14 protein-coding genes are annotated in these 19,328 nt (G+C 40.3%); 7 read left to right on the top strand and 7 right to left on the bottom strand.

Going from position 1 to position 19,328, the window contains the following annotated elements:
• The first annotated feature begins 9 nt into the window (after positions 1-9).
• On the top strand, positions 10-894 hold the full coding sequence (locus tag CA265_23320) for an AraC family transcriptional regulator (protein ARS42428.1): 885 nt from the start codon (positions 10-12) through the stop codon (positions 892-894).
• Between the two features lie 882 nt (positions 895-1,776).
• Here CA265_23320 and CA265_23315 read toward each other — a convergent pair.
• Positions 1,777-5,505 (bottom strand): hypothetical protein, encoded by a 3,729-nt coding sequence (locus tag CA265_23315; GenBank protein ARS42427.1) that lies wholly within the window; start codon positions 5,503-5,505, stop codon positions 1,777-1,779.
• Between the two features lie 138 nt (positions 5,506-5,643).
• On the opposite strand from CA265_23315, the gene CA265_23310 reads away from it, so the two are divergent.
• Positions 5,644-6,093 carry a polyketide cyclase gene (locus tag CA265_23310; protein ARS42426.1) on the top strand — a complete coding sequence of 150 codons (450 nt, stop codon included), beginning with the start codon at positions 5,644-5,646 and terminating at the stop codon, positions 6,091-6,093.
• Between the two features lie 82 nt (positions 6,094-6,175).
• A complete protein-coding gene (locus CA265_23305) occupies positions 6,176-6,409 on the top strand; it encodes a hypothetical protein (GenBank protein ID ARS42425.1) in 234 nt (77 codons plus the stop codon).
• 23 nt (positions 6,410-6,432) lie between these two features.
• On the opposite strand, the gene CA265_23300 is transcribed toward CA265_23305, so the two are convergent.
• From CA265_23300 to CA265_23285, 4 genes are all read right to left on the bottom strand, one after another.
• On the bottom strand, positions 6,433-7,518 hold the full coding sequence (locus tag CA265_23300; protein ARS42424.1) for an oxidoreductase: 1,086 nt from the start codon (positions 7,516-7,518) through the stop codon (positions 6,433-6,435).
• Positions 7,519-7,581: 63 nt separating this feature from the next.
• On the bottom strand, positions 7,582-9,036 hold the full coding sequence (locus CA265_23295) for an oxidoreductase (protein ID ARS42423.1): 1,455 nt from the start codon (positions 9,034-9,036) through the stop codon (positions 7,582-7,584).
• Between the two features lie 28 nt (positions 9,037-9,064).
• Positions 9,065-12,538: a hypothetical protein gene (locus CA265_23290; GenBank protein ID ARS42422.1), complete on the bottom strand. Its 3,474-nt coding sequence runs from the start codon at positions 12,536-12,538 to the stop codon at positions 9,065-9,067.
• A gap of 22 nt (positions 12,539-12,560) precedes the next feature.
• On the bottom strand, positions 12,561-13,847 hold the full coding sequence (locus tag CA265_23285; GenBank protein ID ARS42421.1) for an oxidoreductase: 1,287 nt from the start codon (positions 13,845-13,847) through the stop codon (positions 12,561-12,563).
• 228 nt (positions 13,848-14,075) lie between these two features.
• On the opposite strand from CA265_23285, the gene CA265_23280 reads away from it, so the two are divergent.
• From CA265_23280 to CA265_23265, 4 genes are all read left to right on the top strand, one after another.
• Positions 14,076-15,329: a sugar kinase gene (locus tag CA265_23280; protein ARS42420.1), complete on the top strand. Its 1,254-nt coding sequence runs from the start codon at positions 14,076-14,078 to the stop codon at positions 15,327-15,329.
• A 101-nt stretch (positions 15,330-15,430) separates the two neighbouring features.
• On the top strand, positions 15,431-16,213 hold the full coding sequence (locus CA265_23275) for an alpha/beta hydrolase (protein ID ARS42419.1): 783 nt from the start codon (positions 15,431-15,433) through the stop codon (positions 16,211-16,213).
• A 78-nt stretch (positions 16,214-16,291) separates the two neighbouring features.
• Entirely contained in the window at positions 16,292-16,975 is a 684-nt protein-coding gene (locus tag CA265_23270; protein ARS42418.1) for a hypothetical protein, read from the top strand.
• A gap of 84 nt (positions 16,976-17,059) precedes the next feature.
• Positions 17,060-17,284 (top strand): iron-binding protein, encoded by a 225-nt coding sequence (locus CA265_23265; protein ID ARS42417.1) that lies wholly within the window; start codon positions 17,060-17,062, stop codon positions 17,282-17,284.
• A 172-nt stretch (positions 17,285-17,456) separates the two neighbouring features.
• On the opposite strand, the gene CA265_23260 is transcribed toward CA265_23265, so the two are convergent.
• Both CA265_23260 and CA265_23255 read right to left on the bottom strand, forming a co-directional pair.
• Positions 17,457-18,260: an AraC family transcriptional regulator gene (locus CA265_23260; GenBank protein ID ARS42416.1), complete on the bottom strand. Its 804-nt coding sequence runs from the start codon at positions 18,258-18,260 to the stop codon at positions 17,457-17,459.
• Positions 18,261-18,328: 68 nt separating this feature from the next.
• Positions 18,329-19,207, bottom strand: coding sequence for a short-chain dehydrogenase/reductase (locus CA265_23255; protein ARS42415.1), 879 nt, complete (start codon positions 19,205-19,207; stop codon positions 18,329-18,331).
• Positions 19,208-19,328 lie beyond the last annotated feature (121 nt).

The raw sequence follows: 19,328 nt of genomic DNA, 5'->3' as shown, positions 1-19,328 counted from the left end.
AAAAATAGAATGATAAAAAAAAATGATGGTTTTGAGGGGCAAAAGGCCGTAATAGTGCCAAAAAAAATACTATCCAAAACTTGCGCAAGCAACAGTGTAATCAACAGCATGTGTGTAAGCAGTATAGGTTATTACCCTAAAGCACGTTTTCATTACCGAAAAAGGGCAAATGGCACAAATGAACATATCCTTATTTACTGTACAGAAGGGCGGGGAACGGTTAAAATAGACAAAAAAGTTTATGAGATAGAACCCAATAATTTTTTCATCATCCCTAAAGGCACCGAACATGTTTATGGTACCGTTGGAAATAATCCATGGACTATTTATTGGGCACACTTTACCGGCCAAAATGCCGATTCTATCGTAAATGACATCAGTTTAAGACTAAATAACGGCAAAGAATTTATCCATTATTCTGAAAAAAGAATAGCACTATTCGACACGATATACCATCAGCTTGAGCGTGGTTACAGTGTCGAAAACATGGAGTATTCCAGCCTTTGCTTCTATCACTTTTTAGGAAGCTTTGCCTACCAAAATAAGTTCGATATCGACAAAACTAACCAGGACCTGGGTATTGTAAACAGAGCGATTGATTATATGACGAATAATATTCAGCAAACATTATCATTAACGCAGATGGCCACTGATTTAAATATTTCTGCTTCTCATTTATCTTTTTTGTTCAAGCAAAAAACAGGGTACCCGCCTATGGAATATGTAAATCACCTTAAACTACAAAAAGCCTGTCAGTATTTGATGTTTACTCCTATGCGCATAAAAGAGATCACAACAGAAATTGGCATGAGTGATCCGTTTTATTTTTCCCGCTTTTTTAAACGTCAAATGGGGATGTCGCCTAAAGCATATAGAAATAAGAGAAAAAAATAAAGAGGTATAATTTTTTTGCAGTGATAGACTGTGAGGAATCGTCATTGCGGGAAGGACTTTTCAGCCGACTGTCTGTCCCGAACTTTTGTTATCGTGTGGGCAGATCTTCTGATTTGGTTTTTTTAGGCATTTTTGCTAACCAACATTAATAAAGTTCAGGCTTTGCCGAAGAACTTCTTCAATCCAAAGTGGCAGAAAAATCAAAAAAAACATTTGCGGAATAGAACAAATAGCACTACCAAACCTTAAACGCAGTGGTTTGTGTTCAATAATCATGATTCTCAGCTTTTAAAAGGTATTGAACACAAAACCCGAAGGGCTCAATCAGGCTAAAGAAATAAAAACAATTCCTGATTAAACGAAGTGCCGCTGTTTTTTTGATGAGCCTAGGGCAGTGAGAAGCCACCTTGCCGGATTGACAAAGCGCTTTGGGTACTTTGGCGCTCCAACCCCGATGAAAATCGGGACTTGAGCACAAATAAAAACAGCATGATCTGCGAAAAACTACCATGCCCCGCGGCAGAGAGCGGAAAAAATTAATACTTGTGCGTAAACGATAGTTCTTTTTGGGCTATAATGTTTTTAATAGCAAAAAAGATGCTGAAACAAGTTCAGCATGACGATCGCCTTTAGAATATGTCAAAAAATACACGCTAACAAAGATGTGTGCACACGATGATGACTTTCGGGGAAGCAATCTTTATGGCAAGGAACATGGGCTTGAAAGATTGCTTTCCCGAACATTCGGGATTCCTCCTCGCAATGACGACCTTTTTTGTGATCTGTCACAATAGCTTGCCGAAGGACCTGTTTTAAACATCTTAAAGAGCATTTCGGCAAGCTTAACGTGACAAATTCGAAGTGAATTACAAATAGCTCATTTTATTTCATGGCCAGTTGCTGATCATCGGCGTCGGCCATTTCTTTATAAAAAGCTTTAAACTGATCGATCTTATCTAAAGGAACATAATCTTTCTTTAGTGCAAAAGTCCGTTTTAAAACAAGTTTATTCCCCTGCTGTACACTTTCGAGTTTAAAATCGACAAAATCATTACTCAGTTGAACAGCTTTAAAAGGCTGAACCATTGCTTTTCCGGTCGGAAGTTCTAATGATAGTTCCTGATTAGACTCATCTACACCAAAAAGCTGGGTAAGATCGATACCAAATTTCCGCGGTGCAACCACCTGCAAGGCTGTTGCATAAGACTTGTTTGACCATGGAATAGAGAATATCGACATGCCCGCTACACTTTTACTTACGTTGAGCAATTTATATGAACAGGCTGTTCCAACAGTATCTGAACTCGATTTTGAGGTATTGAGGTTGGTAAAACTAAGGTTATAAATCTCGTTTTCAGGATAAATACTGGTTAGGTCCTCTTTCATTTTCTTGATTTGATCTGCACTGCTCAAATCGTTAAAAACACTTCTGATATAGCTAGACATTGATCCCGTATTCCAATTGGTCTCTTTAACCGTCATGTCGGCATTTTCCAGTTTAACCTCGGTTTTGTAGCCCATCATATTTCTTCCTCTTATACCCGGATTAAACTTGGCCAACGCTGTGCTTGTTTTATTAATTTCGAGGATATTAGAACCCAAAAATGTATTGCTGAAAGTATTAAAAGGCAAGGTACCGGAAGTGAGCTCAACCCAGTAATCTTTCCCTCCGATGGTAGATTTGGCGATACAGTGGTTAAATTCGATACTAGGCAACAATAGCGTATTTTGTCCGCGATCTCTGGTATTAGCCAAAGCCAGCGTTGCTGTAATTCCAGCCTCCTTACACATACTCACAAAAAGCGTAGATACATCTTTACAATCGCCAATTCTGGTGTTAATAACCGTTGATGGATTTTGAGGAATAATACCACTTTGCCTGAACGATACTGAACTGTATGCGATGTTGGTAATGATGTAATTATAAATCATCTTGATTTTGGTTAAATCATCCAAATTACTTTTACCGGCAAACAAGTCGTTTACTACTGTTTTTATTTCATAACTGCTCCGCGCTTTAGCCGATGCAATATTGTCGTACCAATCTGCAATAAATTTCCAGTCGGGTATAGATGATAAATAAAGCATATTGGTTACATCATCCATTGGAGGCATTTTATCCTCATACCTCAAAGCTTCCTGTTTATTCTTTTCCCATACATACAGGTCAAACTCATCTTTCGCTGTTTTAACCGGCGCAATATCCTGTTGTGAAAAAACATATTTAAAGGCTTTATCACGGTGGATTAACAGTGAGTATTTAATGTTAAGGTTATCTAAACCATCGCTAAAATAGAAAGAGTCCCAGAAGTGAGTAGACATTGCCCCAACATGGAAATTTTCGATTTTGTAACGGATATTAATCACATCGCCAATTTCGAGGTTTGTAAACACCAATTCGTTGTTATTGGTTTCGGCAGGAACTTTTGTTCCGTTTGCTTTTATCACCTCCGCTATTTCTACAGCATAATTCTGATCGTTGTTGTATGAAATCGAATATTCTTTAAAGCTTTCCAGTCCTTTTTGGGTTAATATTTTTGCTGTAAAAAAGTGCTTCTCTTCCGATCCGCCATTTTCGTATACAACTTTCTGCACTTCATTATTTAAAACCACAACCTGCCCATCAGGATATTCGGTTTTAGACGGCGCCTTGCTCACCAGGGTTTTAACATCGGGTTTGTCGAAATAATCGAATACGGCTTTTTTATCCTGAAGTGTTCTTAACAACTGGATAACCGTGTAATTATTAGGGTTAATCTGTAAGCTCTTTTCGTACGCTTTAACACTTTTCTCCTTCTGTTTATTTGCATTGTAGAGCGTACCTAACTGAGAATATACAAATGCATTGTTAGGATCAATTTCGAGTACTTTTAAATATAATTTTTCTGCCTCATCGTATTGTTGCAACTGATAATAAATACTTGCAAGGTCAGTGTAGATTGCAAATCCTACCGGATCGTTCGCTAATTCCTTTTTGTAAATATCAATACCGGCGTCGGTTTCCCCTTTATCTAAATGTAACTTTGCTACATATTTAGCTGCTTTGTAATCGTTATTCTCATCAATATATTTCTGCAAAATATCAATCGCTTTAGGGTTCTTCCTGATCTGTACTTCAATCAGGTATTTTAAATTGACAATATCAGCTGAACTTAAATATTGAGGATAAATTTTCTCCACTAAAGCTATAATTTCAGGTTGCTTTTTCTCCTGACCGAGTATATTGAGTTTTTTCAGCAGCACAGCTTCATCCTCTCCGTAAATTTTCTCCAGTTTAGCAAGAACTTCCTTTGCACGCACATAATCATTCTGTTGAAAGTGCTCCGTGTATACAAGTTCCAAAGCTAAAGAACATTCCGGATCGTGTGTTTTAATTTCTTCCCTGAGTGTTTCAATACCGGTTCTGTTATCGGCTTTAACAAACAGTTCTATCATCATCAGGTTGAGATAGGTGCTTTCAGGAAAACGTTTTTTAAGTTTCTCCAGGATCAATCTTGCATCGAACACATTTCCCAAACGCAAATAAAGCTTAGCCATCATTAACTGATTTAGATAGCTTTGTGGTTTTGCTTTTAGGGCATCTTCGAAATATTTAAAGCCAACTGGTTTTAGCTGCGCAGGAACCGGACTTGTTTCTTTTGAATATGTCTGCGGCGTGCTCGTAGTAGAAAGATTGTTTAATGGCGTTCCGTTGGCATCAGTTAACCGCAGCATAAAATTCGATCGGCCAGCATAACTCTCGCCTATCTGCACCAAAACGCGGTTGTAGCCCTGGTTTAATTTAACCGGTACGATGTAGGCATCAAGGTCGTTATTTCTTTCTTCAGACTCACTGATTAAAAGCTGATCGTTTACCCAAACCTTTACCGATCCGGATACGCCAATTCTTAATTGTGCGGTGGTACTTGCGGGTGCATTAACAAAAGTTTGGGCAAACTGTAATGCATTTTCGTAAGTGTTATAATAGGTAAAATCGAACCATTTATCATGTCTTACATAAGGCACCGTTCTCCAGCTAAATTTGCGGTTCTTTTTACCGGTAAAAACATAATTAAGTTCCGGGTGGGCTATAATATCATCATAAGGTTTATCGAAACCACTGGTCGAAATATTTTCATATTCGCCCGTGATTAACCAATTTTCGATTTCACCTATTTTATTGAAATACTTATCGGCTTCGGTATATTGTTTTTTTTCTTCGAAATGCGAACCTAATGATGCGTAAGCCAATGCATTAATGGTACCATCAACATCTTTTCGTGTTGCCAGTTTTTTATAAAACTCCAATTGCTCCGCCGTTTTTATCCTCGAAGCATTATTAGGTAAATCGCTCCAAAGTGCAACTAGGTATGACTGTGGGTTTTTAGAAGTATTGGATAATTTATTTAGGTAGTTAAAACCTTCATTGGCCGGCCGATCCATTTCTGTCATCATAGATAGCGCAACATTCGCTTCATCAGAAAATGTGGGTTTAAGTGCTGCCTTAGTGAAAAAATCGCGTGCTGCTGTCCGGTTGTTTTTAAAAAAATATTCCCAACCTGGGTTCAAATTTGTTTGTGCCTGAATAGACGAAGAAACAAGAATTGAGAGAATTAATAGTTTAAATTTCATTTTGTAATTATATAAAAAAAACAAATCTGAATCAAAGCAATTTAGATTAAAAATAAGTGAGAAATACCCACGCACATACTGCGTTAATGTCTGTGCAATATTTTTTAACTTAGATGATCAGAGTAAAAAATTGCTGTAATGGAAAAAACAGAAAACAGATCGATGCAGATTAAGGGAGCTTTCAAAGCAAATATTCAATTGCTTTGGGAGGTTTGGACTAAACCCGATCACCTTAAAAACTGGTGGGGGCCAAAAGGCTTTAGTGCGACCATCCATAAAATGGATTTGCAGGCGGGCGGTGAATGGAAACTGACTTTACATGGACCTGATGGTAAAGACTATGCTAACCGCAGTATTTTTAAAGAGATTATTCCACTTAAAAAAATTGTGTTCGAACATTTTAACCCACATTTCTTTACAACAGTTCTTTTTGAAGCACAGGTTGAAGATAGCCGGATAAACTGGACAATGTTATTCGATACCGCAGAGATGCGCGAAACGATAGTTAAAGTGCATAAAGCGGAGGAGGGGTTAAAGGAAAATATGGATAGACTTGGGGAATACCTTTTGAAGATACACACGCAATAATTTCGTTATTTCGAAGGGAATTTTATTGGGTAAAACTCAATAAGAGTGGAGTATTTAATTGATTTTTGCCCATGGCTCATCCTTGCCTCGGCTCTCCGCCGCCGATGGGCTCTTTCTTTTTGGTGTCAAAAAGAAACAAAAAACACCGGCTGAAAATTTTTCTTTCGAAGCTAGTGGTACGGCTAGTCCAGTGGAGCCCGAAAAATTTGTTAGGCCGGCCTTGAGTGAAACGAGGATAAGGTGCTATGGCCTAGCTGGACGGAAATACATAAATAAAATGATAATTAACAGCAGATTACACAATAACACAAAGTAGCGCAGCCAAGAATATTTTAAGTATTATTCCAGTCGGATCATTTCTCCAGTTTTCACCGATTCATCACAGGCAAAAGCAATCTTCAGGCTGTTTACAGCGTCGTCAGTGGCATTGGTTAAATCGATATCTTCTGTAATTGCTTTTAAGAAATACCTTTGTTCACGGTTGCATAATTCCTGATGATCGGGTTCATCAGTAAGGTCTACCCACTCATCGGCTTTGCTGAATTCGTCATGTTCGTCTAAATCGGCATGATGTATTTTAATCGATTCGGTTTTGGTATGTGCATCAATGTTATCAGAGTTCCCTGCAGCACCTGCTTTTTTAGCCGTGATGGAAACGGATCCCTTCGGGCCAAAAACATCTTTAATAAAAAAAGCATTATCGCTTACCATTGGGCCCCAGCCAGCTTCGTACCATCCGACAGAACCATCTTCAAAACGGATCTGCAATTGGCCATAATTATAATTCCACTCGGGAATATCGTCAGTCAGTCTTGCTCCAATGGCACTCACCTGTACAGGTTTCGATCGGGTCATCTGGCACATGATATCGATGTAATGTACGGCACAATCTACAATAGGACTTAAACTTTTCATCAGGTTACGGTGTACCGTCCATTTAGGCCCATGGCTCTGTTGGTTCAGATTCATGCGCATGACTAAAGGTTTTCCCATTTCCTGAGCCAGCTCAGTAAATTTTTCCCAGGATGGATGGTAGCGGAGAATATATCCTACGAGCAACTTTTTGTTTGCTTTTTTTGCGGCTTCTGCTACCTTTATTGCACCTGCTACACTATCAGCCAATGGTTTTTCGATAAACACATGACAACCGCTTTCGAAAGATTTGATAGCATAAGCTTCGTGTGTATCGGGATAGGTAGAGATGCAAACGGCATCGGGCTTGGTTATTTCGAGCGCCTCGTAAAAATCAGTATACAAATCATATTGTCCACCTAATTTTTCATTAAGTTTTTCTTTGCTTTTACCCGTCGAAACCAAGCCGCATATTTCAAAACCTGGTAAGGTATGATAAGCTGTGGCATGGGAAGCACCCATATTGCCACAGCCTACCACTAATACTTTTAAATTCTTATTTCCTGTCGACATACAGTTAAAGTTGTACCGTTTTAAGGTTGAAAGTTTCAAAGTTGAAAGTAATGGCTTTCAAAATTAAACGCCTAAAGTCCAACCTTTGCGGTATTCGCGTTTCACAAACTGGTTTACCTCATCAAAATTGGTCACCTTCATTTTTACTTTATCCCAAAGCATTTTGATATCTCTGCCCGGGTAACTGATTTTACCCGCTGCATCTCTGCGCTGTACATCTGTTCCTCTAATGGCCAGATTGGCAATCAATAAAGTTTCAGTAAGTGGCCCGGCGATTTCAAATGGCGAACTCAGTTCCATTTTCCCGTAACCGGCAATGGCAGCTTCGGCAAATTGAGTATAGTGGCCTTCTTCCTGATTAGCGATACGTGGAATAGTGATTTTCGTTTTATCTGATTCATTACGCGACAGTGGCAGTAACTTTGGATTTTTGCCATAGGTTTCGCAGATCATTTTACCTTTGGTACCAATAAAAAGCACCCCGTTATCGCCAAAACTTTCATTAGGACCTAATTCTTCCGGACGCTCGGGCTTGATTCCACCGTCCATCCAATGCACCTGAACCTCATGTTTGGTTTTTGGCGTTTTGGCAAAAGTTAAAATAACATGGCTTGATGGCGGACAACTTTCCGGTAAATAGGCACGTTTAAATTCATCTACGTACACGCTGCCCACGCTGCATTCTACACTGATGGGTGTATCTAAACCCAATACCCTAAAAGGAGGCTCTACTAAGTGGCAGCCCATATCGCCAATGGCACCGGTACCGTAATCCCACCATCCCCTCCAGTTGAAGGGAACCAGTTTATTTACATATTCTTTGTATGGTGCACTACCTAACCACAAATCCCAATCGAGTTCTTTTGGTATTTCGGCCTTACCCGTTGGCCACGAAATACCCTGCGGCCATACAGGCCGGTTAGTCCAGCAGTAAACGGTATGTACTTTACCTATCCTGCCTGCATCGTACCATTCCTGAAGTCTTCTTACCCCATCTCCCGAAGCACCTTGATTACCCATCTGCGTAACCACTTTATAGCGGTTTGCCGCTTCGGTTAACATCCTGGCTTCATAAATATCGTGCGTTAAAGGTTTTTGAACATACACGTGTTTGCCTAACTGCATAGCAGCCATGGCAATTTGCGCATGGGTATGATCGGGCGTGGATACCGTTACGGCATCAATGTTTTTACCTTCTTTATCCAATAACTCACGGTAATCTTTATAATATTTTGCCTTTGGGAAGTTTTTTAAAGAATTTGCCGCCCTTCTATCATCTACATCGCATAAAAAAGCAACATCAGTTTTCCCTCCCCTAACAATACTGGCAATATCGCTCTCTCCTTTGCCACCTGCGCCTATACCAGCCAATTGCAAACGATCGCTTGGTGCCAGAAAACCCGGCCCACCCAATACATGGCGGGGTACGATCATAAATCCAGCGGCGGCAAGTGCTGTTGTTTTAATAAAGTTTCTTCTCGAATTTTCGGTTTTCGAATTTGCCTTATCTTCTATCATTATTAACTTGTTATGATGCTAATTTAACTTATTTCTTTTTACCCGCAGCTTTTACATCTGTTTCTTTCTGATCTGTCGCTTTCTTGCTCAGGTCTTTAATCCTGATGTTACGGAACTGCACAGGAGAACCATGGCCCAGGAAGCCGATATGTCCGCTTTCACGTGATAAACCCGGATGTTCTTTATGGTCTGGCGTTCCGTTTTTCTTAAAGGGTTCGATATCGCCATCTAAAATTACGGTGCCGTTTAAGATCACTTTAATCTTCGATCCTTTTGCAATTACCTCTTCGTAGTTCCACTCGCCTGTAGGTTTTAAAAATCCTCTTTTGGCCGGGATAGTACCATAAACCGAACCATGGTACTGGTACACTTTCAGGTCTTTATAAATTGGCGCATCATTATCCAGTATCTGCAATTCCATACCCACATAAGCTGCATCGCCTTCTAAAGGTGCTCTGATTCCTAAACCGTTATTTGCACCCGGGGTTAACTGAAATTCGAAACGGTAAACGAAATCGCTGAATTCTTCTTTAGTGAATAAATTACCACCTGATCCTTTTCCTGGTTTAGGTCGAATGGCGATATTTCCATCTTCAATTACATAATCGGTGGTATTACCTGTCCAGCTATGCATGTTGGTTCCATCGAATAATACTTTGTATCCTTCTTTTTTCTCTTGTGCACTCAGCTCAAAAGGTTTTGGACGGGGAATTTCTTTGATGTAGATATCGCGGTAAGCTACAGGCGATCCATGTGCCTGTAATTCAATCTGCTCTTCAGCAAAGATTGGCAAATTTCTGTTCCAGTAATTTTCTAAAATTACATTGTCGGTAACCAATTGTCCGTTCAGATAAACGGTAACGCGGTCGCCTTTCATTAAGATTCTGAAGGTATTCCACTCGTCTAACTTATTATCGGCTACTTTAAGTGGCTTACTTTCGTTCGTCTGGTTATTATACAAACCACCAGAACCTACCTGAGCACCCACTTTTGTACGGGCCAGATCCCAAATTTGTACCTGTGGTGTACCGCGCAGGTAAATGCCTGCATCGCCTTCTCCTTTTTTATCGTCGATGATTTTCCAATCTACCAGCATTTCAAAATCGCCATACTTTTTAACAGTAGCCAGGTTATTGCCATGACTCTGAAACTGCAGTTCGCCGTTAATTACTTTCCAGCTTTCTTTTGCTTCGGCATCAGCTTTTGTTTGTGCTTCGGCCAAAGTTTTTTCATCCATTTTAGATCTTTTGATCGGATCGGCCACAAGTCCTTTCCAGCCCGATAAATCTTTGCCATTAAAAACCTGAACAAAGCCTTCGCCGGCTTTCATTTCAGAAATATACTTACGCATACCCTCTTTCTGATAACCTGCATCGCCTCCGGTAATTACAGCAATGGTTTTATTTAACAGGCCTTTTACAATGTCGCCGTTGTAGGTTCCGGCCATGGTAATGTTCATCACCGCATTGGCCGCAGCCTGTTGTAAAGTAGCATTATCTAAATACTGACCTGCAAATACGATGGCATTAAAACATTTGGCCTGTTCGGTATCTTTAAGGATCTGCTGTTGTTGTGCAGGGGTTTTGGCCACTGCCATTGCGTTGCGTAAGAGTAGTAAACGCTGCTCGGCAGGATACTTTGTATTCCTTACCAAAGTTAAGTAACCCACAATCGCCTGGTTCAAAAAGTCTGGATTGGTCGTCGTACGGGCAATGTTAATCAATGCATCCGTTGAGCCTGCATCCGACCATGAAGAAAGCGCTTCGATTGCAGCTTTTTTGGTCGCATCGTCACCTGTGGCATAAGCTTCTGATACCGACTTTAACGACGTCTGCCCGCCCAAACTACCCAGCACCTTATAAAACAGCACTTTTTTATCAGCAGGTGTATTACCCATTTGCTGAAGGATAGCATTGGTTTGCGCCTCTTTATCTGCTGATCCTTTTACCGAAGCAATAATGGCATCTTGTACAGCAGTTAGTTCTGTGGCATCGGTGGTTTTATTTAAAAGATCAAATAATTGTACTTTATTTTCCGCTGCTGCAACATCTTTTAAAGAAAGAAATGCTGCCTTTCTCACTTCAGGTTTTTTACTGTTTAATGCAGCATAAATTACTTCAGTTTGGCTTGTTGCGGCACGGGCAGCTAAAATATTAATCAAAGCAACCTGAACTTCTGGTTTAGCTTTCGGAAGATAAGCGCCAACTTTAGTGGCTACGCTTTCGCCTTTTATTCTTAAAATACCATTAGCAATGCCAGCAATATCTGCAGCATCTCCTTTGCTCATTAACTTCAACAGGTCGTCTATAACCTCTTCCTGGCCTAGTTTTACGGCTGTATTAATTGCAGCCAGTTTTACCTGCTGATCGTCACTTTTAATTAATTTGAGTACGGCCGGCAATGCAGATTTTGCTTTACTATTCGCCAGCATATCTAAAATAGAAACCTGAGTTGGGGCATCCACCTTTTTTAACTGGTTTACCCAGGCTGCACTATTGGTATCATTTACACCATCAGCGGCAAATTTAACCGCCGCTGCACGATATTCGAATTGTTTGTCAGCCATGGCAGCTAACAAAACCTGTTGATCGATTTGTGCTGCAGAAAGTAATTTTAAGACCGCAATGCGTTCATTTACCTGATCATCAGCTGTTGCTTTTTCTAATATTGTTTTAGCTATCGTTTCTGCTCCGCTTTTATCTGTTGCCAGGGTCTTTTGTGCATACACCAATAATGCTGCAACCGCATTGGTTTGGTCGTATTTATAACCTGCTTGTTCAGCAGCTTTTACCAAAATTTCTTTAGCAGATGCATCGCCAATATTGGCCAAAGCATACAAACTTACTTTGGTTAATGCTTTATCTGTTCCGGTAGCCAATGGCGCAATAGCGGTTGATGCTGTTTTAGCATTAGTATGCCCCAATGCTTCTACAATAGCAATTTTGGCCTGACCGTTGGCTTTACTCAAGCCACTAATTAATGCATTTGTAGCAGAAGCCGTACCAATTTTGGCTAGTGCTCTCGATGATTCATCTGCCAATTGCTCGTCAGTTAAGTAATCTGTTAAACAAGATACCGCAGCATCATTTCCTACTAAATCGAACTGACTGATGATAAATGCTTTATTCTGTTTATCGGATAGTTTAGCCAGCGATTTGCAATAGGCACTAACAGCCATAGTCCTTAAGTTCTGTTGGCCATTTTTTGTAGCGTAGGCCGTAAAACCGCCTACGGCGTACTCAATAAGCGCGTTATTTCCTTTTGCTGAAGCGGTTAAACCACTAATTAAGGTTACGTATCCTTCCTCACCTAAATCGGCCACTTCTTTCATGTTACGTTCCAGTTGGGCAGCATCTCTGGCTGGTAATTGAGCCAGTAAATCGGCAATACGTGTGGTGGTCGTTCTTTCGTCTTTTTTATCCTGAGCCAGGGCCGTTACCGTAAATAATGCATTGGAAAGCATTACAATGGTTAACAGCACCAATAATATTTTTTTATTCATGATCGTCGTATTTTGGGATGTTTTAAATAGAAAATGGTGCACGCATTACGGGATTAATCAATCTGTTAGCCGCCTCATCATCTACGAATTCTTGCTTAACCGGGTCGAATTTTAGCGATCTTCCCAATCTTAATGCAGCCAAACCAATATTTACAATGTTGCATGAACGGTGTCCGTTCTCTTCATTTAAAGCGAATTTTTTCCTCGTTCTTACCGATTCTGAAAATTCTACAATCTCCGGATCAGGATCAGGGAATTGCGCCAGTTTACGTTCGAGATCAGGGATGTCGGATTTAAAACCCGGATATAATTTACCTTTTGGTCCTTCTATATAAGGTACATTGGCATCTTTACCTTCACCATCCAGAATAATCTGGCAGCCATCGGCATAGGTATAGGTAATTCTGCGCCAAATGCCTACCGCATCGGTATGTTGTTGTGGCGCATCAACCTCAACAGAAATCGGGTTGGTATCATCCTTACCCAGAAAATATTGTATCGGGTCGATATAATGTTGTCCCATATCACTTAATCCACCACCATCATAATCCCAGTAACCTCTAAAAGTCTGGTGAACCCGGTGGGCATTGTAAGGTTTATAGGGTGCAGGACCTAACCATGCATTATAATCTAATTCCGGTGGTACGGGCTGAGGCTCTAAATGATCTTTGCCCACCCAATAAAACTTCCAGTCGTAGCCGGTATGTTTACTTACGGTTACTTTTAATGGCCAGCCCAACATGCCGCTATCAACCAGTTTTTTAATCGGTTTTACAGTTGTACCCATTCCGTAAAAAGTATCTTTAAACCTAAACCAGGTATTTAACCTAAACATTCTACCATGTTGTTTTACCGCTTCTACCACTCGTTTTCCTTCGCCTATGGTATGGGTCATTGGTTTTTCGCACCAGATATCTTTTCCTGCATTTGCCGCATCTACTGCCATTATACCATGCCAGTGAGGCGGGGTAGCAATGTGTACAATATCGACTTCAGGTAATTGTATAAGTTCTCTATAATCGCTAAATGTTTTTACGCCTTTATCTAACATTGATGCCGCTAGCTTAAGGTGGTTCTGATCTACATCACATATGGCTACAACCTGGGTACCCTCGTAGCCAAAATGGCCTCTACCCATTCCGCCGACACCGATTACGGCTTTGGTTAATTTATCGCTTGGGGCAAGATAGCCTTGCCCACCCAATACATACCTAGGGACAATGGTAAATGCTGCCAGGCCAATTGCAGTTTTTTTGATAAAATCGCGTCTGGTGTTCTGGTCTTTTTGTGGTTCTTCTTTAGTTTTCATTTGTTTATTGGTGTTGTAAAAAAAACTTATACGATAGTTTGGTTCCAAAAGCATTAGGGTGCCGGAACATCTGGTTTATCGATTTGGTTAGATTAAAATTACAAGGTTAATGTTAATAAGAAATTATTATAAAGACAAAACATCGTTGATTTCTTTACGAATTAAAAAAACTTTAATAAAATTTTAATAGAAGTTATCTATATTTATCAAAATAGTGCAATTAACGACATGAATCTTAATCTATTAAATAACCTAACATCAAACACCAGCGATAAACAGTTTATTCAAAAACACAAGCTCATCAAATATCTTTTCAATTTAGGGGCCTCATCAGTTTCTACTTTATGCGAAATCATGGAAATGAGTACCCCGAGTATATTGAAACTTCTGATTGGTTTAATTGACGAAGGCTGGGTAGAAAAAAAGGGTTATGGTTTATCCATTGGCGGACGAAAGCCCGATCTATACCGTTTAAAGGATAAAAAGATTCTGATTCTCTGTATCGATATTGAATTATTTCATACTAAAATAGCCATCATCGATAACAACTATAATTTTGTGCTCGATGTTAAAACGGTTTTGGTACCCATTTCAAAAAGCAGGACCGATTTCTTCAATATTTTACACAGCCACCTTCAGGATATTCTAAAATCTGCAGGCATTCAGCGTGAACAGTTTATTGGCTGTAGTGTTGGTATGCCGGGCTTAATCGATGCGGAAAAAGGAGAAAACTACAGTTATTTCTTAAGCGATGGCGAAAACATACCTTTAACTGCTGCATTTGAAAAAATGCTAAATATGCCTGTAGTAATCCAAAATGATGTGAATGGCTCATCAATGGCTGAGTTTACGCACGGAATGGCGAAGGGCAAAAAAAATGTACTCGTATTGTTAATGGATTGGGGCGTGGGTTTAGGCATTATAATGGATGGGAAGCTGAGGCAAGGTACCTGTGGCTTTTCAGGCGAATTGGGCCACATGCCTTTTGTAGAGAATGGCGCTCTTTGTTACTGCGGGAAACATGGCTGCCTCGAAACCATTGCATCGGGAAACGCCTTATCAGAAATGGCAAAAGAAGGGATATTATCGGGTAAAAACTCGATGCTAAATAAACTTTCTAACGAAGAACTCGAAAGAATTGAACCCGCTTTGATTATTAAGGCCGCGAATAAAGGTGACCAATACGCTATTCAGCTGCTCTCCAATGTTGGCACGCACATGGGCAAAGGAATAGCTGTGCTAATCCAGTTATTCAATCCCGAACTGATTATTTTAAGCGGCAAAATTGCCGGGGCCAAACAATATATCACCTTACCCATGCAACAGGCCATAAACACTTATTGCATGACGCAAATTAGAGAAAAAACAACCATAGTTTCTTCTGAGCTGGGCGAAAACTCCCGGTTATTGGGATATGCGGCAACTGGTATTGACCAATTTTTAGGTGCCTACATCAAAAAAGCAAAAAAGCTCAGAAAGTAAGATTCCACCTGGCTCAAATCCCCCTAAATTTGTCTGTTATCAGCACCTTATTTTCAGATAGCTTATTTAGATTTGTATAGCAAAAATTTAAACCGAGACCGATGGAAACATATAAAAAAGCAGGACATGAAAAGGTAAATGGCATTAACATGTATTATGAAATTTACGGCGAGGGAGAAATCCCGCTTGTACTAATACATGGCGGTGGTTCTACCATTCAATCTACCTTTGGCAGACTTATTCCGCATTTGGCAAAATCCGGTCAGGTTTTAGCAGTTGAACTTCAGGCCCATGGGCGCACCAGCGACCGTGACCAGGCTGAATCTTTTGAACAGGATGCAAAGGATGTGGCCACTTTATTAAATCAGTTAAAAATAGCAAAAGCCAATTTTCTGGGTTTTAGTAACGGCGGAACAACCACTTTGCATATCGCAGCACATCATCCCGCAGTGGTGAATAAAATCATTGTTATTTCGGCCAATTACCAACGGGAAGGTTTAATTGAAGGCTTTTATAATGGCTTTGGAGATGCCACCATCGATCATATGCCGGAGCCGCTTAAAACAGCTTTTTTAGCCGTAAACCCAGATCAAAATGCACTGCAAACGATGTTCGAGAAGGATAAACAGCGCATGCTCGATTTTACCGACCTGAGCGATGATGATCTGAGGGGAATTACTTCCGATGCGCTTTTAATGGTGGCCGATCGGGATGTGATCAGGCCAGAACATGTGGTAAAAATGTCGAGATTAATTGCAAATGCGCAACTGGTTATTTTACCTGGTGTGCATGGCGCTATGATTGGCGAAAACCTTAATCCGGATGTAAGCGACAAAACGATTGAGATGACGGCACATTTGGTGGAAACTTTTTTAAACCAATAGTTGCGCGACCAGGCGTATTTTGGATGAATCGTTCCAAAAATTACCCTCGTCTGATTTAGCTTTTAATATCTTTGACCAATGGAACACCTATTGGATAATCCAATTTATTATGCCTTAACATCTGGTCATAGCCCTGTTGCAAAAGGCCGTGATGAGGTAAAATATTATCATGAAGATATCACCGCATTTGCCGGCTTAAAAGATAATTCGCAGGAGAATCTGAACACCCTATATCAGATCAGCGCTCCGAATAGCCTTTTCGTGTTTTTCTCCAAAACACCGGTCGAAATACCGAAGCAATGGAGGTTACTAACCCATATCGACATGTTCCAATTTATTTTCCGGGGCAAGGAAATGCCAATAGCAGATGCAACGGAAATAACTGATCTTGATGTAGACCATGTTACAGAAATGCTCGATCTTGTGGAGTTAACCAAACCAGGACCTTTTCTGGCCAAAACCATTAACCTTAGCAATTACACGGGCATATTTGTGGATGGGAAATTGGCTGCTATGGCGGGGCACCGGTTTCACCCTAGTCCTTACCGCGAAATAAGTGCAGTTTGTACCCATCCTGATCACTTAGGCAAGGGTTATGCCTTTAAGATTTTACAGGAACAGATTAAACGGATCCTGCTCCGCTCAGAAATACCCTTTCTGCACGTTAGAAATGATAATGAAGGAGCCATTAAACTCTACCATAAACTGGGATTTGAAATCAGAACAGACATGATTGCCTACGTCATCAAAAAAGAGGCTTAGGTTAAGAAGAGAATGTTTCTAAATAGAAAACTGAGCAAAAATTGCGGTTTCTATGTTTTAGTTTTGCACTAAACTAACACATACATGTCTAAAACAAAACTTACCATTAACAATAACGGCTCTGTTAAAATTGAGGGCGATTTCGAAATTGTAGATAGAAACGGAAATACTTATGGCTTACAGGGCAGAGAAGTACTTTCGATCTGCCGTTGTGGTTTATCAAAAAATAAGCCTTTTTGCGACGGTGCACATAACGGCCATTTCGAACACGAGGCAATAGCCTTCGATCTTCCTCCAAAAAAGGTTTAATAACGAAATTAAATTTTTAAAGAGGTTATATCATAGATATAGATTCTCACCCTGAGCCTGTCGAAGGGCCTTTTAAGTTACTCCTTAAGGTGTTTCGACAGGCTCAACATAACAGCATCTGAGGTAAAATCATCTTTATCACACAACCTCTTTTATATTGGAAAACAGCGTACTACACACCAATCTTTGAAGGCGCCGTGCCATAAGCTTTTTTAAAGGCAAAAGAAAAGTGAGACAGGTCTTTAAAACCAACTTCCAGGTATACGTCTGATGATTTCCAGCCTTTTTCGGTTAGGAGATAATAAGCATCATTCAAGCGTTTTTTCTGCAGCCAGCGGTTAGGCGAAAGGTTAAAAATCTTCTCAAAATCTCTTTTAAACGTAGCCAAACTTCTTCCGGTTAAGTAAGCAAAACGGCTTATATCTACATTGAACTTATAATTGGCATTCATATAGGCTTCCAGGTCTATTTTTCCGGGTTCCGAAAAATCAAAAAGCACATCTTTTAATATTGGGTTGGTTTGCAGTAAAATCATTACCGCCTCTTTAACTTTCAAATCGATTAAAGCCTGGTTAAATCCATTATTTCCGTCTAAATACGGCCATATCGAATCAATATAATTCTTCAGCAAACTGTTTGCTTCAAGTGCCAAACCTTTAAGATCGTGATTGGGCTTTTGCAGGTGCAGATCATATTCATTGCTGATGCTGTGCAAAATATCCTGATCAATGTTGATGCTGATGGATTTAAACTCTCCCCCAACTGGTGGATATTTGGTATACCGGGCTAATTGATTCCGCCTGAAAAAACGAAAATCGCCATCCGAAAACACAAACTTCTCCCCTCCGATAAAAATTTCTGATGTTCCTGCAATAACCAAACCCAGCGAATGATTGGGAATAAACTGTTCGCCCTCGCTACTTTTCTGGGCATAACAGGAATACAGGATATTGGGACGTTTCTCTTGATTTGACATCTTGATCAAATTTATGGATTTATGGTGAAAGGTTATCATTCCTGTCGACACGGGAATGACGTACCAAATTATCCCTTTGTAAAAGATTTACCCAGGTCTGTTGCCAGGAAATTCTCCGCCTCATCATGATCTGTTGATAAACTTACCTCCATCCACTTCTCCATTTCGGCAGTTCTGGCAGCATCAGCATGTTTAAGCATGCCAATGGCTTCACTTCCAAATACCAGGTGTACCGGCGGCTCATCGTTTTCTACCAGTGCCAGCATAGCTTTCGCTGCTTTTTGCGGGTCGCCCATCGGTATGAAGTGACCACTTTGGAAAAAATCTGAGCGTTTTTCTACGGTAGATTCATAGCCCTCAACGCGAGGTGCATATGACATTGAGGCACCAGCCCAATCGGTACGAAAACCACCAGGTTCTACACAGGTTACATAAATCCCTAAATCCACTACCTCTTTTGCCAGGGCTTCACTAAAGCCGCTTAACCCAAATTTTGCTGCCTGGTAAATACTTACTCCGGCATTACCTACCCGCCCGCCTATTGAGCTGATTTGAAGAATTCTGCCCGAACGTTGCTTGCGCATAAATGGCAATACCGCTCTCGTAATTTCGATCGGTGCATATAAATTTGTTTCCAACTGGCTGCGTACCTGCTCTTCAGTAAAAGCTTCTGCTGCACCAACAATACCAAAGCCGGCATTATTAACCAAAACATCTATTTTACCAAAATGGGCTACAGCCGATTCTACCGCCAAATGTACCTGATCGTAATCGGTCACATCTAAAGTAAGCGGAAAAATCTGATCCGGATATTCTTTAACCAAATCTTTTAAGGCATCGGTATTTCTTGCTGTTGCAGCAACCAAATCACCTTTTGCCAATACCTGTGCGGTTAGGTCGCGACCCAATCCACGGGAACTTCCTGTTATAAACCAAACTTTTTTCATTTTTTCTATATTTTATGAATCAAAGGTAGGTTGATAACCAAGTCAGCGCTTTGCTTTAAGGCTCAATTTACTTTGTTAAAAAGCTCAACTGGTTTATCAGAACTTTTATTACAATCTGCTG

This window comes from Sphingobacteriaceae bacterium GW460-11-11-14-LB5 (genome assembly GCA_002151545.1).
Classification (GTDB): Bacteria; Bacteroidota; Bacteroidia; order Sphingobacteriales; family Sphingobacteriaceae; genus Pedobacter.
This window is presented reverse-complemented; position numbering and strand designations above follow the sequence as displayed.